Genomic DNA, 15,383 nt, shown 5'->3' with positions numbered 1-15,383 from the left:
GCCATTACCTGAATCAGCCTGGTTGAGCGTGCGGGATAGGGCAACCTTCATGACGCAATCAATGCGCATTGCTGAGTCGTTCGATGTCTTCCATGTAATCCGCATCCTGAGCCATGCGTTCGTGAATACTGGAGGTGCGCGACAGCATCTGCTCCATGTTGCCCCGGGATTGGTCGGCTTCAGCGCGTGAATGGAGAATCTCCTGCTGCATGCTGTCACCCTGTTGTGATACTTCCGACACCATGCTGCCCATCTGCTCGAGTTGTCGACTGACCGTATCGACCGAGCCCTGAACGGCGTTGATCACTTCCGTGATCTGAACCAGACTTTCCTGCGTCTTGTTGGCCAGTGAGCGAACTTCCTGGGCGACAACGGCAAAGCCTCGGCCGTGTTCACCGGCGCGTGCAGCTTCTACCGCCGCATTAAGCGCCAGCAGGTTGGTCTGCTGTGCTATACCGCCGATGGTGGCCAGTAGTTCCCGGGCCTGCGCGGCATTGTGATTGAGTTCCTTTATTCGCTCACCTACATCGGCTGACGCTGCACTGTTCAGGCTCATATCGTGGGTAAAGCCTTCGACGCGCCGGGTAATGCTGTCCAGCATGTCGGTAAATCCGACAATGGAGGCCTGAAATTCCGGGAAATCATTGGTGACCTGTTCGGCAAAGTTTCTATAGTCGGTCAGGCTGGCAACCAGGGTCGATTTCATGTCGTTCATCATGTGAAGTCGCTTTAGCTCGGTCTCCCTGAAGTAATTCTGGAAGTTGGCGTAGTGCGTCACAAAATTATCGGTGTACTCGTCCCTGAATCCGGGGGCAGGGTCGTAAATCAGCAGTGCAGACAGGGTCTGGTTGATATTGACGCCCAGCAGCTCCCCAAAGGTCGAGAAGCCGCTGACCGGGTAACGGGAAAAGGTGTCCATGTGTGCCAGGGCGTTTTCGTTATTCAGCCTGCGCAGAATGCAGTCATTGAGAATGCCACCGACCAGCCGGCCCTTGCCCTGGTGATGATGCGCAAAATCCTCGGCGGTCTGTGCACAGAAGTCGGTAGGCTTGACCAGTACCAGCTCGTCTCCACAGGCGACATCACAGGCGAACTGCGCATGTCTGGCGGTGTAATCGAATTTCAGGATGGAGCGAATGAACAGCTCCCCCTGAATTCGAATGGCAAAGGTGTAGCGTTTAAGGTGTTCTTCCAGTCCGGATTCATCACACCGAAAGTGGGCGCACAGGGCGCTGATGAAATCGACCAGCCGGCCTGTCGACGGATCGATCACGTTGGTGAGGGTTCTAAGCTCGGGCTGGCTTTCTCCTACGGTAAACTGGGTGCGGGTTGCCTCGAAGTTCTGGCTTTTGAAAACCGAGTAGCGATACGGCTTTTTGAGCCGGACAAATGCAATCAGGGCATGGTTATCAAATACGCCATCCCGATCGGCCAGGCAGGTTGTCGTGAAATCGAGCGGGCCGCCGGATGAGCCACCGACAAACATCACCGGAAAGCGACCACTGTCGTAGACGGCGCGCATCAGGAAGCTTTCGCTGTTGGACAGCCCGTCTACCAGTGGAATGGCCACAGTGTCGTGGTGATTCAGCGCAAAGGGGAGCTTGATGCGCTCGAGTTCCTGGCGGATTCGGTTGACACGCTGATCGGCGTCCATGGTGGGGTGGCCGTTTTTTATGTCTTCGCAGTGCAGTGGTACACGAGCAACATGAACCTGATCGACAAGGTCGGTATGCCATCCTTGCAGCACAATCGTATCCTTGCCCGGTGTAATATATATCGATTCACGTCCGTCACTGTGCAGCTCACCGGCGGTCATGCTCAGCATGAGTCCTGCTTCGGGCGCTGCTTCACGCAGTATTCGGCGTACCGGCTCAAGTTCGATACCTGCGGACACAAAGCCGAATATCACTCGCGCTCCCTTGAGTCTACGGGCCTGCTTTTCCAGGGCGTGCAGGGGCGTCCGGATGACAGTCACTTCCTTTTTAAGTGCGCCCCTGGTGGTCTTGTTGAACAGGTACTTCAGCATGAGTATCTCCCTGATACGCCGGGCGCGTTATGCGCCGCATGGTATATGCCCGATATATCGGCGTTGTAGTGATGCCCCTTGACGTCGTGTTTGAAATATTCGGTGGGATGGGTTGAAAAACAGGACCTTCGGACTAATCTCGTGGCTATATTGTTAGCATGCTTACAAAAGGATTGTCTGATGAGTCATCTGTTTACGCCCATCACGCTGGGTGACGTAACGTTGTCCAATCGCATCGTGGTGGCACCCATGTGCCAGTATTCAGCCGATAATGGCCTTGCTACGTCATGGCACATGATGCACCTGGGTCATCTGGCCATGTCCGGCGCTGGCATGTTGACCATCGAGGCGACAGCCGTATCACCGGAAGGTCGCATTACCGAAGGTGATCTGGGGTTGTGGTCGGACGCGCATCGTGATGCCTTGAAGCCCGTTGTCGATGCGATTCGCCATTATTCGAATCTGCCTCTGTCCATTCAGCTGGGGCATGCCGGCCGCAAGGCCTCCTGCAATGTTCCCTGGAAGGGTGGTTCATCCATTGCTCCTGATCAGACAGGGGGCTGGCAGACATGGGCTCCTTCCGCGCTTCCCTTTGCCGAGGGCGATCCAGTACCGACCGCCCTGAACGAGGATGATATCAAGACCCTGAAGGCAGATTTTGTGGCCGCCGCACAACGTGCCGCGTCTCTGGGGATCGATGTGATCGAGCTGCACGCTGCTCATGGCTATCTGCTGCACGAGTTTTTATCGCCCTTGTCGAACCATCGCGAGGATGGCTATGGCGGTACACTCGAAAATCGGCTGCGGTTGGTGCTTGAGGTGTTCGATGCAGTGAAGGAAGCCATTCCGGCGCAGATGGCGCTGGGGGTGCGTGTGTCCGCCGAGGACTGGGTAGAAGGCGGCTGGGATACTGATCAGACCATTGCACTGGCTAAGGCCCTTGAGGCCCGCGGTTGTCACTTTATTCATGTTTCCAGTGGCGGGTTGTCCGAGCATCAGCAGATTACGGCTGGTCCCAATTACCAGGTACCGATGGCCAGTCGGATCAAGTCGTCCGTCGATATGCCGGTGATCGCTGTGGGACTGATTACCGAGCCGGAGCAGGCCGAGGCAATCATTGGTACCGGGCAGGCCGATATGGTCGGGCTGGCACGTGCCATGTTGTTCAATCCCCGCTGGCCCTGGCACGCGGCGGCCGCGCTCAAGGCCCAGGTCAGGGTGCCCCCTCAGTATGAGCGCAGTGAACCACATGCGCTGAAGGGCCTTTTCAGCCAGTAAAATGGCCACATGCGCCCCTTATGAATGGCCCACCGGTCAGCCGGTGGGTTTTTTTGTGTTCGGGGTGGCAGGTCGCTTTCGGCTTGCTCACAATGACGCCGCATCATGAGGCGCCGGGCATGGGTATCGGGCCAGTACATCCAGACAGGAGAAGGGAAAGGCGGATGAGGGAGTTACCTGAGGGGGTGCGACCGCTCACGCGGCGTGGGTGGTGGTTTCTGGCGTTGTTTATCGGAGTGATCGGCCTGGGGCTCTGGCCGGTGATGGGGTGGGTGAATCGACCGATTATCGTCCTGGGATTGCCGGCTGTCGGGGCGTGGGCTTATCTGGTCGTGGCACTTTCTACGCTTGTCATGGTAGCCGGAAATCGTTGGCTGGTTGGGGATGATGATGACTGATACCGCCTTCCTGATCACGATCGGTTATCTGCTGGTGGCCATGACCCTGGGGCTTCTGGCACGCCGTGGCCATGCCATGACCCGGCTGGAGCAGTGGGGGGTCGCCGGACGAAGCATGGGACCGGTCATGCTTTATCTTCTGATCGGTGCCGGCAGTATCAGCGCTTATACCTTCATGGGCGCACCTGGCTGGGCCTACAGCAAGGGCGTACCGGTCTTTTATGTCGTGATCTATCTGTCGTATCTGGCCATGGTGGCCTGGTACTTCGGACCGAAGGTCTGGCGGCTGGGTATTGAGTTTGGCCATGTCACCCAGGCCAGCGCCATTCGGGATCGATATCAAAGTCCGGCGCTGGGTGCACTGTCAGCGCTGGTCATGTCCATTGGTACGCTGGCGTATGCGGTTCTTCAGACCATCGGTGCGGCATATATTCTTAATGTCATGAGTCATGGTGCGCTGCCGGTCTGGATGGGCGTCTGGCTGGTGCTGGCGGTCATGGGGGTTTACCTGTTTATCAGTGGTCAGCGTGCCATCGGGTTGACCAACGCCTTTCAGGGGGCACTGATGCTGGTTGTTGCCTGGTGCACGGGGTTATGGGCGGTACATCAGTTCACCGGTCAGTGGGGGTTCGGCGCGGTTTTCGAGCGTTTTCAGACCGAGCGTCCTGCCTGGCTGACCCTGCCCGGCGCAGATGGCACCATGAGTTTTTCGTTCTGGACAACCTCGATCATCGTCTCGATGCTGTCATTCATGCCGCCGGTCTGGACTCAGTGGATGAGTGCCCGAAAGGCACGAACCCTCCGGCGCAGCGCGACCTGGCTGCCGAGTTACTATGTGATTATCCTGCCGATGGTGGTGGTGGGGTTCATTGGCGTCTGGTCACTTCCGGGTCTGGCGCGAGCCGATACCGTTGCGCTTCAACTGGCACTGACATCGATGCCACCGGTATTGACCGGCCTGCTGGGCGCCGGCACGCTGGCCGCCGCGATGTCGTCCTGTGAACCGTTTATACATTCAACGGCGCTGAGCTGGGCGAAGGATATTGCGCAGCCGCTGGTCGGTTTGGGGGATCGGGCAACCACCAGACTGGCACGCTGGCTACTGCTGCCTATCATGGCGGGGATTGTGGCTCCGGTGGCAATTACCGAGCCGTCCAATCTGATCATGATACTGCTGGTGGGACTGGGATTTGCCGCGCAGGTGCTGCCTGCCTTCATCGGTATCTTTCTATGGCCTCGGGCTACGCGGGCCGGGGTGATGGCTGGGATTCTGGCGGGCTTTGCCGTCACGGTCCTGTTTACTCTGGTATGGCGTAACCCTTTCGATATTCATGCGGGCTTCTGGGGGCTTTTACTGAATCTGCCGGTATTTGTCGGGGTCTCCCGAGTGACGAGGCCGACGGAAACGGCAGTAGTAGAGAGATTCTTTGCGGTAGTGCGGCGCATGTAGCAGGCCGGGCAGGAATACAGAAACGGGCGCCAATGGCGCCCGTTGTTCAGATGCGAAAGGCATTATCAGGCATGCTGCTGACGATGCTTGCCTTCCTTGATCTCTTCAATCAACTTGTTGTTGAACGCGTAGAGGTCGTCCGGGGTTCGGCTGGTTACCAGCGCGCTGTCACAGATGACTTCAGCATCTTCCCAGTGCGCGCCTGCATTGATCAGGTCGCGGGAGACGGAGGCGACAGAGGTCATGCGGCGGCCTTCCACCACGCCTGCATTGATCAGGATCCATGGGGCATGACAGATGGCACCTACCGGCTTGCCCGCCTTGAAGAAGTCACGAACGAAGTTCAGTGCATCATCGTTGGTACGCAGGGTATCGGGATTGAAGAGCCCGCCCGGCAGCATCAGCGCGTCGTAATCAGCTGCACTGACATCATCAAGCGTCTTGTCGACCATGTAGTCTGTTCCCCAGTCCGTCTCGGCCCAGGCAGTAATGCTGCCGGACGCTGGCGCGACGACGTGAACAGTCATGCCCTGTGCTTCCAGTGCCTTTTTGGGTGACGTCAGTTCGGCTTCCTCGAACCCGTCAGTGGCAAGAATGGCAATAGTCGTATTTTTAAGATCAGTCATGTAGTGACTCCCTTGTATCGTCCGTGATGAGGGGAATTATGCGTGTTGATCCGTGTGGCGGCCTTCATCGATTTCCTCGATGAGCTTGCTGCAGAACGCATCCAGATCTGCCGGCTTGCGGCTGGTCACCAGCCCGTTGTCGCATACGACTTCACTGTCTTCCCATTCCGCGCCGGCATTGATCAGGTCCTGGGCCACGGAGGGGATCGATGTCATGCGACGGCCTTCCACCACGTCTGCATTGATCAGTATCCAGGAGGCATGGCAGATGGCGCCGACCGGCTTGCCGGCCTTGAAGAAGGCGCGTACGAATGCCAGGGCCTTGTCATTCTGGCGAAGCGTATCCGGATTGATGACACCGCCGGGCAGCATCAGGGCGGCATAATCATGCTCGCTGACGTCGTCCAGCGTTTTGTCGACCGGGTATTCATCACCCCAGCAGGTTTCGGCCCATGCTCGAATGTTGCCACCTTTCGGCGCGACAACGTGCACATCGATGCCTGCGGCATCCATTTCAGCCTTTGGTACGGCCAGTTCGGATTCTTCAAAACCATCGCTTGCAAGGATGGCAACGCGAATACCGTTGAGTGATTGGGTCATGAGACAACTCCTTGTGTCATGTCTTTATCGTGGATAAACGGCGCGGAGTCCTTCCGCGCCTGGTGGTCAGTTATTCGTTGCGCGTCGGGGGCGCCATGAACTCGGGGCCGACCGGGTCCGTGATGCATTCATTCAGAATGGCATCAATATCGCGTTTGGCCTGCTGATCCAGCGACCAGCCCATTACCTTGCTGGCCGGATCAAGCTGGTCAGGGCGGCGAGCGCCCCACAGGGCGATGGATACACCTTCCTGGTCAAGAAGCCAGCGCAGCGAGAGTTCCAGCACTGTTTTGTCATAGCGCTCGCGGGCATAGTCATCCAGACGGCTGACAGCAGAAAGGTACTGCTCGAAGCGTCCCTTCTGGAATTTCGGATCGTTGCTGCGAAGGTCATCACTGTCAAAGGTGGTGTCGGCCTTCATCTTGCCGGACAACAGTCCGCGGCACAGGGCGCCGTAGGTCAGTGTACCGATACCGGCCTGATGCGCTGCCGGAAGGATGTCCTGTTCGATGTCGCGCTCGAACAGGTTGTAAGGCGGCTGAATAGTGCTGAGCGGGCAGATTTCATTGAAGGCATTCATCTGCTCTACATTGAAATTACTGACCCCGACAGCGCGGATCTTTCCTGCCTGCTTGAGTGATTTCAGCGTGTCGGCTGCTTCCTCAATATCGCGGGTGGGGTCCGGCCAGTGCAGCTGATACAGGTCGATGTAGTCGGTTTGCAGGCGAGACAGGCTGTCATTGACCTCCTGTTCGATCCGCGCTCTGCCGGCATCGCGAAACACGGATTCATCATCGCGCCAGTTGAGGCCGCACTTGGTCGCAAGTAATACCTGATCACGCAGACCGTGCTGTTTCAGCGCCTTGCCGACCAGGCGCTCTGATTCGCCAAACCCGTAAACGGCCGCTGTATCAATGGTGGTAATGCCGCGCTCGACGGCACTGCGAACGGTGTCGATGGATTGCTTCTCATCGGTACCGCCCCACATCCAGCCGCCAATTGCCCAGGTGCCCAGCGCAATTCGGCTGCCACTCAGTTCACTGTTTGGCAGGGTAATTGTTTCCATCGTGTCCTCCATGATCGATAGCATCCTTATTACTTTAGAAGACTTGTGGCTGTTCTGCCTGGCCTTTGCAGTAGTGGGTGGGGATATGGCGCGCCCCCTTCAAGGGGGCGCGCAGGTTACTGATACACTGCCCATGAACATAACGGTTTCGGGGTGGCAGGATGAATGAAGACATGATGCTACTGATGGCGGGGCTGGGCGGGACCGTGCTGGGGGCGCTGGTGCCGGTCTGGATCATCGGCCGCTGGCTCGGCGCGGCCCGACAGGAAAATGAATTACTTCGCTCACGGCTTGAGCACAGCGAGCATGAACGGATTGAAAACGAACGATATCTGGCGGAGCGGGATATTCTGCTCGAGCAGACGGGTGCCCACCTGCGAGAGGCTCGTCAGGCTGATGCCGAGGCGCGCCGGATGCTCAAGGACAGTGAGCAGGTGCGCCATGAGCAGGCGTCCGAGCTGTCGGTATTGAAATCCAGGTGGCAGCAGGCCGAAGCCCACCATCAGACTCAGATACAAACGCTCGAGCAGGCACGTGATGCCCTGTGTCATGAGTTCGAACGACTGTCGGCACGTATTTTTGAAGAGCGCCACCGTCAGTTCAATGATCAAAGTCGCCAGAGCCTGGAAGCGCTGCTTCAGCCATTTCGGGAACAGGTCGGACAGTTTCAGTCTCGGCTGGAGGTATTGCATGGCGAGGATCGTCGCGAACAGACGCGCCTGAGTGCCCAGTTGACGCAGCTTGCCGAACTCAATCACCAGATGAGTGAGGACGCGGCCAGTCTGACGCAGGCCCTCAAGGGTGACAAGAAGCGTCAGGGCAACTGGGGTGAAATGCTGCTGGAGTCCGTACTGGAGCGCTCGGGACTGAGAAAGGACAAGGAGTATCGGTGTGAGGTGTCCTTCAAGGGAGAGCAGGGCCGGCGTGGGCGCCCTGATGTGATTATTGACCTGCCGGAAGGACGTCACCTGATTGTGGATGCCAAGGTCTCGCTGGTCGATTATCTGACGTGGACGCGCGCTGAAGACGACGTCGAGCGTACCGCAGCGCTCAAGCGCCATCTTCAGGCGGTTCGACAGCATGTCGAGACGCTTTCGGCCAGGGATTATCCGGCGCTGGAAGGAATCAGATCACCGGATATGGTCTTTCTGTTCATGCCCGTTGAACCGGCATTTTCGCTGGCCTTCGAGCACGATCCTGGCCTGTTTCAGTACGCATTTGATCGGCAGATCGTGCTGGTCACGCCGACCACGCTACTGGCCAGTTTACGCACGGTTGCCAATTTATGGCGACTGGAGCATCAAAATGAAAATGCCAGAGCCATTACCGAGCGCGCCGAGCGTCTGCTCGACAAGTTTCAGGGCTTTGTGTCCAGCCTGGACGATCTGGGTGAGCACCTGGAGCGCGCCGGACGCAGTCACCAACAGGCGCTCAAGCGACTATCGGATGGGCAGGGCAGCCTTGTCAGTCAGGCAGAGCAGCTCAGGGCGCTGGGCGTGCGTGAGCGCCATCAGCGTTGAATTTACTCCCTTGCCGGCAATTTGCCGGTTGAAGGACGGTGGGGCAACGTGAACAGGATGCTGCCCGGGCCGCTCATCAACCATTTGTGCAGGGTCAGGCACATGATGCTGATCAGTGCAGTCAGCAGGAATGGCAGAATTATTATAATGGCCTCACCCAGCACTCCCTGTTCCCCGACGGGTTCATAAACATTCAAGGTGTCGATCAGCTGGATGATTATCTGGATAAGAATAAAATGTATAACGTAAACCGGAAGCGTATTCTGGCCGATTCGTTTCAATAACGTCATTTTAAAATAACGTGAAAGCAGCGATAAAAGATCGATGGCAGCAAAGATCATCATGAAGGCCAATGCCATCCGGAAGCCGGGAGCACGCATCAAACTGAACTTTGAAGCGAGCCCAAGGAGTAATAAGGATATTAGTGTTGTGGCCAGAAAACGCGGTGTGCTGAATGCCTTGAACCTGGAGTTGATTTGTTCCTTGAATGCATAACCGGCTACGAAGAAAATAATATTCTGTCCAATGCTTCTTAAATTCCAGCTTTCGATGAAGGTGTCGGCATAAATTGAAGCCACGACGGCCAGGCCGACAAGAATTATTTTTGAATGATGAATTATTTTGGAAAATATAAAGTAAAGAACCAGTGCATACAGGTACCAGGTTGCACTTTCACCGGTAAGAAAGTCATGCGTTAACGTGGCGAGGTTGAACGCAGGATCGCGAGGCATGATATCCGGGTTGCCAAGATGGAATACCAGCAGGGCAGTTATCCACTGCAGGATAAACCAGACAAGGTAGATCCATGAAATATTCGCTATGCGTCCGTGAAATACGCTGCCCCAGGATTTCCTGTCTATGGCAGACGCGGCCAGAAAGCCTGAAACAAGAAAGAACAGGGGCACTCTTAAAGGAACAAGTACCGTAGCCAATATGACAAGAATCCTGTGGCTATAAAGGTCACCAAGAAATTGCTCGTCGAGGCAGAATATTATCGTGTGATAAAAAACGATTAGAAGAATACTTGCGCCCTTTACGGCATCAATCCATTCAAGTCGCTTGGGGTCGGCAGACATTTTTAAGCTCTCTGGCATATCCGTGTGGTGATCAGTATTTTTTAATTTAACATGAATCAATATAGTTCCTTGTGCCGCATCAACTTTCCGTGAAATATAATCGTCTCCTTGTTTTCAGGATGCTGTGATTGTCGTTGAAAGGGTCAGGCATGATAAAGAACTGCCCGGTCGCGGCCAGTGCTCTTGGCCTTGTAAAGACGCTCATCAGCCAGCGCGATGACCTTGTCGATGTCCCTGCTTTCCGATGAAAGACTGATACCAATCGAAACGGTCATGGTGAGGAGGGTGTTGTCGTGCTTGAACGGGTTGACCGCCAGGGTATTACGAATGGCCTGACTGGTCTGCAATGCCTGTTCCGGGCTGGCGTCGTGTAATAACAGAAGAAATTCTTCACCGCCATAACGGCTCAGGACATCTCGATTACGCTGATTATGCTGCTTCAGAAGCCGTGTGACATGTACAAGAACCTGATCACCTACTTCGTGTCCGTGGGTGTCATTGATGGTCTTGAAATGATCAAGGTCCAGCAGCAGGAGCGCAAACGCCTGCCTGCGCTGCTGCAGGCGATTCACGGCAAGGTAGAAGGCGCGTCGGTTAAGGGTATGCGTCAGGGGATCGATATCAGCATCCTTTCCCAGCAGCTCTACCAGCGTGCGTATTCGCGTCATTATAAAGGCCAGCATGATGACGGTCATCAGCAGGTTATAAAGCTTGATGAAGCCCAGCGTGCCAGAGTCCATGGCGACCCATGGCGGGGGAGCCAGGGACGTCAGGAGGGTGGCGATGGCACAGACGGTAATCAGCCCCACCATGACCCTGCGTGCCAGTGGCCATACGCTGCTGGTCACTGCTGATACCAGCAGTGGGAAATAAAAGTATTCGATGCCGCTGTCTTTACCAAACGCTATATAGCCCACAACCACAATACCCAGACAGGTCGACAGGGACATGAGCTGTGACAGTCTGAGATGCCCGTACTGCAGCAAAAGCTGGGAATAAAGTACCAGAACCGATGCCATTGCGTGGAAGGGCCAGAGCAGGGGCGCAACGAAAAGATCCAGCACCAGATAGGGCACCAGCGTCAGCAGGGCGAGAATATTGGCGTACCAGAACGTGGTGTAAAGACGTAGCTGGAGCGATGTCAGCGAGGCGGGGGGATACTTGGGAAACATGTGTTTCAACATGTTGTGGCGCCCTGTTGAAACCAGCGGTCGCCGGTGAAGGAACTCATTCTAATTAGATAAAGCTAACATGATTCGGTGATAAAGTGGAGATGATAATGTGCTTGTGGTCGCTCCGCGAATGGTTCACAACGGTACCGGAACAGCGGAGGAACCTTCTGATGTCAGTAGACTCGAAAGAGTATTCCTGCTGAAGGGACAGGGCCGGAAAGCATAGTATTGAAAACGTGACATTCATGCGCTCAGGCGCGTTCATTTACTTACGGTGGCCCGGCAGGTAGCTCGGGCGGAGTATGAGATCCGGCATGTTATCTTCCATACTTTCGATTGGATTGGGTGCGGCCTTGGGCGCAAATCTTCGGTGGTGGCTCGGCGTGATGCTGAATGCCCTGTTTCCTGCCATCCCCCCCGGGACGCTGGTGGCCAACCTGCTGGGGGCCTGGTTGATCGGACTGGCACTGGCATTTTTTGCGGCGCTGCCGGACCTGTCACCCTTCTGGCGCCTGTTTGTCATTACCGGTTTTCTGGGTGCCCTGACAACGTTTTCGACCTTTTCGGCTGAAATGTGGTCCACCCTTCAATCGGGGCGTTACTTGACGGCCCTGGCAGGAATTGCCCTGCATGTTGTCGGTGCACTATGCATGACCGGGCTGGGCATGGGCACCTTTGCGTTACTCAAGCTCTGGCTGGGAGGTCAGCAATGAACGGATTCGAAGTGCTTTTCATGGCACCCGAGGGGCGCCGTCATCAGGGGGAGCAGGTCCTGGAAAAGGTCATCTCACTGGCGAGTGAGCTGGGCATCAACAGCTATACCCGCAGGCTGGATACCGAGGCGCAGGGCCAGAACGGGCGCACGCACAGCGCGCATTTCTTCGAGCTGGCGGATCGGCCTGAAGAAGTGATGTTCGTTCTCGATGATCATCACTGCAATGAATTGATCAAGGTGGTAACGGCAGCGGAGTTACCTCTTTTTTGCCTCAAGCGCCCGATTGAATACTGGCAACTGGGGGCCACGACGTAATTATGACAGCCTGACACAAAACTGACATATTCACTTGCTACCGTGGCGACATCGAAAAACATGTGCCTTCTGCCCAATGAAGGCCTTATCGCGTCCTCGGGAGCACCCTTATGCTTAAGCACGTCGCCGCTACACTTGTTACTTCTTCCTTGATGCTCGGTTCTGCTGCAGCCTGGTCTGCCGAGACCATCACAGGCGCAGGCGCTACCTTCCCGTATCCCGTGTATTCCCAGTGGGCTGATGCCTATCAGGATGCGACTGGCGTGGGCCTTAACTATCAGGCGATCGGCTCCGGTGGCGGCATCAAGCAGATCACGGCACGTACCGTGACCTTCGGCGCCAGCGATGCCCCCATGAAACCCGAAGAGCTTGCCAAAAACCATCTGGTGCAGTGGCCTCAGATCATGGGCGGCGTTGTGCCGGTCGTGAACGTTCCCGGTATTGACGGTACGCAGCTCAAGCTTGACGGCAAGACCCTGGCGCGTATCTACATGGGCGAGGTGACAAACTGGAACGACGAGGCCATTGCAAGCCTCAATCCGGACATGGATCTGCCCGACACGCGCATCACGCCGGTTTACCGTGCAGAAGGATCCGGCACCAATTTCCTCTTTACGCATTATCTGGCTCAGGTCAGTGACACATTTGCCAATAGCGTGGGTGAAGGCAAGTCAGTGGCATGGCCTGCAGGGGTCGGCGCCAAGGCCAATGCCGGTGTGGCAAGCCAGGTTGCAGGCACGCCGGGCGGGATCGGGTACGTCGAATACGCCTATGCCCACCAGAATAACCTCAAGGTGGCTCAGCTTCGTAACCAGGATGGCCAGTTTGTCAGCGCCGGCAGCGACAGCTTCAAGGCAGCAGCAGCAAACGCTGACTGGAAACATGCCGACGGCCTTTATCTGGTGCTGACCGATCAGCCCGGTGCACAGAGCTGGCCGATTGTCGGGGCATCCTTCATTTTGATGCCGACGGATGTAAAGGACACGAAAGCTGCTGAACAGGCACTCAAGTTCTTCAACTGGGCTTATAACAATGGTGGCGATGCCGCCGCGTCACTTGATTACGTGCCCATGCCGGACAATGTTGCGTCCATGATCCGCCAGGATGTATGGAGCAAGGTGCAGGGTGATAATGGCAAGGCTGTCTGGACGAACTAGGCCTGCGTAATGCCTGAAAGCGCTGCAGCCGGAAGGCTGTGGCGCTTTTCTGCAGAATGATCCTGTGTTTCTACCGGTTTTAAGGGGGCGTGGCGCTGTGTCTGGAAACGCTACAGATGTACAGAAAAACATGTTGCTTGATGCAACACCCGGGGAGCAGGCCGCGCTCAGGCGTGAGCATCGGCGGGATCGGTTCTTTGAGCTGTCCACGCGTGGGTTTGCTCTGCTGGTGCTGGTGCTGCTTGCTACCATTCTCGGCTCCCTGATCGTATCCGGGTGGCCGGCACTGGCCAAGTTTGGCTGGGGCTTTTTCACGGAAGACCGCTGGGCCGCCAACCTGAATCGATTTGGAGCGCTGCCGGCCATTTACGGCACGCTGGTAACCTCTGCCATTGCGGTGGCGATTGCTGTCCCCGTGTCACTTGGTATCGCCATTTTTCTGACGGAGAAATGCCCGCGTGCACTCCGCCGTCCGCTGGGTACCACGGTTGAGCTCCTGGCCGGCGTACCGTCGATCATCTACGGCATGTGGGGAGTGGAGGTGCTGGCGCCTTTCCTGCAGTCTCACTTTCCTTCGCTCTTCCCGGCCGGAACCGGGCTGACAACGGCCGGCCTGATCCTTGCGGTCATGATCATTCCGTTCATTACCGCGATCACTCGGGACGTGATGCAGACCGTACCGCCCATGATGCGTGAGTCCGCCTATGGTCTGGGCTGCACTACCTGGGAAGTCACGCGTCACGTGATCTTCCCCTCGGTCAAGGCCGGGATGGTAGGGGGCGTGATTCTGGGACTTGGGCGGGCACTGGGGGAGACCATGGCAGTGACCTTTGTCATCGGCAACAACCTCTTTTTCAATCCCACCATCACCGGACAGGGCACCTCCATAGCGGCACTGATTGCCAATCAGTTTCCCGAAGCCGATGGCTTGCAGCGTTCGGCACTGCTGGCTCTGGGTCTGATGCTGTTTGTCATCACGTTCATCGTGCTGGCTCTGGCGCGAGTGATGCTCAACCGTATGGATCAGAGGGCTCCGAAATGAGCACCCACACCAGTACTCACCTGACACCGTCCAACCCCGTCTATCGGCGCCGGCGGATGCTCAATCGCCTGGTCATGCTGTTTTGCGTGAGTGCGGCAGCCTTCGGCATTCTCTGGTTGCTGCTGATTCTGTTCAGCCTGGTGACCAAGGGTATTACCGCCCTGGATGTGACGGTATTTACCGAACGTACGCGCATGACCGGCGGCGGGCTTGGCAATGCCATTCTGGGCAGTCTGATCATGACGTCGCTGGCTACCGTGGCGGGAACCATTGTGGGCGTGGCCGCCGGTACCTGGCTTGCCGAATACGGCGGCCAGTCACGACTGGCCAATCTGACGCGTTTTATCAACGATGTTTTGCTGTCGGCGCCGTCGATCATCGTCGGGCTTTATATCTACGCCATCGTGGTGTTGCCTACCGGCCACTTTTCAGGCTGGGCCGGGGTGGCTGCGTTGTCGGTACTGATTATCCCCGTGGTTATTCGGGCCACGGAAGACATGTTGCGGCTTGTTCCCAATACACTGCGTGAGGCGGCATCAGCGCTGGGTGCACATCGCTGGTGGGTGGTATGCAAGGTCTGCTACGGCGGCGCGCGCGCCGGCATCACCACCGGTATTCTACTGGGGTGTGCGCGGATCAGCGGTGAAACAGCCCCGCTGATCTTCACCTCGTTGAATACCAACCAGTGGAACTTCTTTGACCTTGGCAGTGAAATGCCCAACCTGCCGATGACGCTTTATCAGAACATGACCATAAATTCGTTCATTCCGAGACAGGTCGAACTGGCCTGGGCGGGTGCACTTATACTGACGGTAGCCATTCTCGTTTTGAACATCCTGGCTCGCGTCATTGCAGAGCGTAAAAAAGGATGAAGCAGATGACACTACAATCTTCTGGAAAAACGTTTGCCTACGCGCGAACAGGGGCCAACACGATGAATAC

The 15,383-nt window shown here is 56.5% G+C and carries 15 protein-coding genes; 9 read left to right on the top strand and 6 right to left on the bottom strand.

The features are described 5' to 3' along the window. Positions 1 to 58: 58 nt before the first annotated feature. Positions 59 to 2,026 (bottom strand): methyl-accepting chemotaxis protein, encoded by a 1,968-nt coding sequence (locus tag OQ287_RS15290; protein WP_322974128.1) that lies wholly within the window; start codon positions 2,024 to 2,026, stop codon positions 59 to 61. A gap of 180 nt (positions 2,027 to 2,206) precedes the next feature. Here OQ287_RS15290 and OQ287_RS12080 point away from each other — a divergent pair, with 180 nt between their 5' ends. The 3 genes from OQ287_RS12080 (at position 2,207) to OQ287_RS12070 (ending at position 5,152) form a co-directional block, all read left to right on the top strand. Next, on the top strand, positions 2,207 to 3,304 hold the full coding sequence (locus OQ287_RS12080; RefSeq protein WP_265896598.1) for an NADH:flavin oxidoreductase/NADH oxidase: 1,098 nt from the start codon (positions 2,207 to 2,209) through the stop codon (positions 3,302 to 3,304). Between the two features lie 164 nt (positions 3,305 to 3,468). Next, the gene (locus tag OQ287_RS12075) at positions 3,469 to 3,702 is read left to right on the top strand and encodes a hypothetical protein (RefSeq protein WP_265896596.1); all 234 of its coding nucleotides are present in this window, start codon (positions 3,469 to 3,471) and stop codon (positions 3,700 to 3,702) included. Next, entirely contained in the window at positions 3,692 to 5,152 is a 1,461-nt protein-coding gene (locus OQ287_RS12070; RefSeq protein ID WP_265896595.1) for a sodium:solute symporter family protein, read from the top strand. The genes OQ287_RS12075 and OQ287_RS12070 overlap by 11 nt, the downstream gene beginning before the upstream one ends. Before the next feature lie 65 nt (positions 5,153 to 5,217). Here the strand turns inward: OQ287_RS12070 and OQ287_RS12065 are convergent, their stop codons facing one another. From OQ287_RS12065 to OQ287_RS12055, 3 genes are all read right to left on the bottom strand, one after another. Continuing rightward, the gene (locus tag OQ287_RS12065) at positions 5,218 to 5,778 is read right to left on the bottom strand and encodes a type 1 glutamine amidotransferase domain-containing protein (protein ID WP_250938912.1); all 561 of its coding nucleotides are present in this window, start codon (positions 5,776 to 5,778) and stop codon (positions 5,218 to 5,220) included. 36 nt (positions 5,779 to 5,814) lie between these two features. After that, a complete protein-coding gene (locus tag OQ287_RS12060) occupies positions 5,815 to 6,378 on the bottom strand; it encodes a type 1 glutamine amidotransferase domain-containing protein (protein WP_265896593.1) in 564 nt (187 codons plus the stop codon). Positions 6,379 to 6,448: 70 nt separating this feature from the next. Beyond that, complete coding sequence (locus OQ287_RS12055) at positions 6,449 to 7,456, bottom strand: aldo/keto reductase (RefSeq protein ID WP_322974127.1); 1,008 nt, start codon at positions 7,454 to 7,456, stop codon at positions 6,449 to 6,451. Between the two features lie 161 nt (positions 7,457 to 7,617). On the opposite strand from OQ287_RS12055, the gene rmuC reads away from it, so the two are divergent. Next, the gene (gene rmuC, locus OQ287_RS12050) at positions 7,618 to 8,964 is read left to right on the top strand and encodes a DNA recombination protein RmuC (RefSeq protein WP_265896592.1); all 1,347 of its coding nucleotides are present in this window, start codon (positions 7,618 to 7,620) and stop codon (positions 8,962 to 8,964) included. Positions 8,965 to 8,966: 2 nt separating this feature from the next. On the opposite strand, the gene OQ287_RS12045 is transcribed toward rmuC, so the two are convergent. Both OQ287_RS12045 and OQ287_RS12040 read right to left on the bottom strand, forming a co-directional pair. Beyond that, on the bottom strand, positions 8,967 to 10,100 hold the full coding sequence (locus OQ287_RS12045) for an acyltransferase family protein (protein WP_265896590.1): 1,134 nt from the start codon (positions 10,098 to 10,100) through the stop codon (positions 8,967 to 8,969). 83 nt (positions 10,101 to 10,183) lie between these two features. Further along, positions 10,184 to 11,224, bottom strand: coding sequence for a GGDEF domain-containing protein (locus OQ287_RS12040; protein WP_265896589.1), 1,041 nt, complete (start codon positions 11,222 to 11,224; stop codon positions 10,184 to 10,186). 290 nt (positions 11,225 to 11,514) lie between these two features. Between OQ287_RS12040 and crcB the strand changes: the two genes are divergently transcribed. From crcB to pstA, 5 genes are all read left to right on the top strand, one after another. Continuing rightward, positions 11,515 to 11,925, top strand: coding sequence for a fluoride efflux transporter CrcB (crcB, locus tag OQ287_RS12035; protein WP_407658256.1), 411 nt, complete (start codon positions 11,515 to 11,517; stop codon positions 11,923 to 11,925). Further along, a complete protein-coding gene (locus OQ287_RS12030; RefSeq protein ID WP_265896588.1) occupies positions 11,922 to 12,242 on the top strand; it encodes a hypothetical protein in 321 nt (106 codons plus the stop codon). The genes crcB and OQ287_RS12030 overlap by 4 nt, the downstream gene beginning before the upstream one ends. Before the next feature lie 110 nt (positions 12,243 to 12,352). Then, complete coding sequence (gene pstS, locus OQ287_RS12025) at positions 12,353 to 13,399, top strand: phosphate ABC transporter substrate-binding protein PstS (protein ID WP_250938919.1); 1,047 nt, start codon at positions 12,353 to 12,355, stop codon at positions 13,397 to 13,399. Positions 13,400 to 13,529: 130 nt separating this feature from the next. Further along, positions 13,530 to 14,441, top strand: a complete 912-nt coding sequence (pstC, locus tag OQ287_RS12020) for a phosphate ABC transporter permease subunit PstC (RefSeq protein ID WP_250938920.1) — start codon at positions 13,530 to 13,532, stop codon at positions 14,439 to 14,441. Further along, on the top strand, positions 14,438 to 15,313 hold the full coding sequence (gene pstA / locus OQ287_RS12015; protein ID WP_250938921.1) for a phosphate ABC transporter permease PstA: 876 nt from the start codon (positions 14,438 to 14,440) through the stop codon (positions 15,311 to 15,313). The genes pstC and pstA overlap by 4 nt, the downstream gene beginning before the upstream one ends. Positions 15,314 to 15,383: the final 70 nt, after the last annotated feature.

The sequence above is a fragment of the Larsenimonas rhizosphaerae genome (assembly GCF_026240105.1).
In the GTDB taxonomy this organism is placed as follows: Bacteria; Pseudomonadota; Gammaproteobacteria; order Pseudomonadales; family Halomonadaceae; genus Larsenimonas; species Larsenimonas rhizosphaerae.
Note: the sequence above shows the minus strand (reverse complement) of the source record. Positions and strands in the feature narration are given on the sequence as shown.

Bases quoted from the DNA above. Each gene is read 5' to 3' on its own strand.
- OQ287_RS15290 (WP_322974128.1), bottom strand. From the start codon at position 2,026: ATGCTGAAGTACCTGTTCAACAAGACCACCAGGGGCGCACTTAAAAAG.
- OQ287_RS12080 (WP_265896598.1), top strand. From the start codon at position 2,207: ATGAGTCATCTGTTTACGCCCATCACGCTGGGTGACGTAACGTTGTCC.
- OQ287_RS12075 (WP_265896596.1), top strand. From the start codon at position 3,469: ATGAGGGAGTTACCTGAGGGGGTGCGACCGCTCACGCGGCGTGGGTGG.
- OQ287_RS12070 (WP_265896595.1), top strand. From the start codon at position 3,692: ATGATGACTGATACCGCCTTCCTGATCACGATCGGTTATCTGCTGGTG.
- OQ287_RS12065 (WP_250938912.1), bottom strand. From the start codon at position 5,778: ATGACTGATCTTAAAAATACGACTATTGCCATTCTTGCCACTGACGGG.
- OQ287_RS12060 (WP_265896593.1), bottom strand. From the start codon at position 6,378: ATGACCCAATCACTCAACGGTATTCGCGTTGCCATCCTTGCAAGCGAT.
- OQ287_RS12055 (WP_322974127.1), bottom strand. From the start codon at position 7,456: ATGGAGGACACGATGGAAACAATTACCCTGCCAAACAGTGAACTGAGT.
- rmuC (WP_265896592.1), top strand. From the start codon at position 7,618: ATGATGCTACTGATGGCGGGGCTGGGCGGGACCGTGCTGGGGGCGCTG.
- OQ287_RS12040 (WP_265896589.1), bottom strand. From the start codon at position 11,224: ATGTTGAAACACATGTTTCCCAAGTATCCCCCCGCCTCGCTGACATCG.
- crcB (WP_407658256.1), top strand. From the start codon at position 11,515: ATGAGATCCGGCATGTTATCTTCCATACTTTCGATTGGATTGGGTGCG.
- OQ287_RS12030 (WP_265896588.1), top strand. From the start codon at position 11,922: ATGAACGGATTCGAAGTGCTTTTCATGGCACCCGAGGGGCGCCGTCAT.
- pstS (WP_250938919.1), top strand. From the start codon at position 12,353: ATGCTTAAGCACGTCGCCGCTACACTTGTTACTTCTTCCTTGATGCTC.
- pstC (WP_250938920.1), top strand. From the start codon at position 13,530: ATGTTGCTTGATGCAACACCCGGGGAGCAGGCCGCGCTCAGGCGTGAG.
- pstA (WP_250938921.1), top strand. From the start codon at position 14,438: ATGAGCACCCACACCAGTACTCACCTGACACCGTCCAACCCCGTCTAT.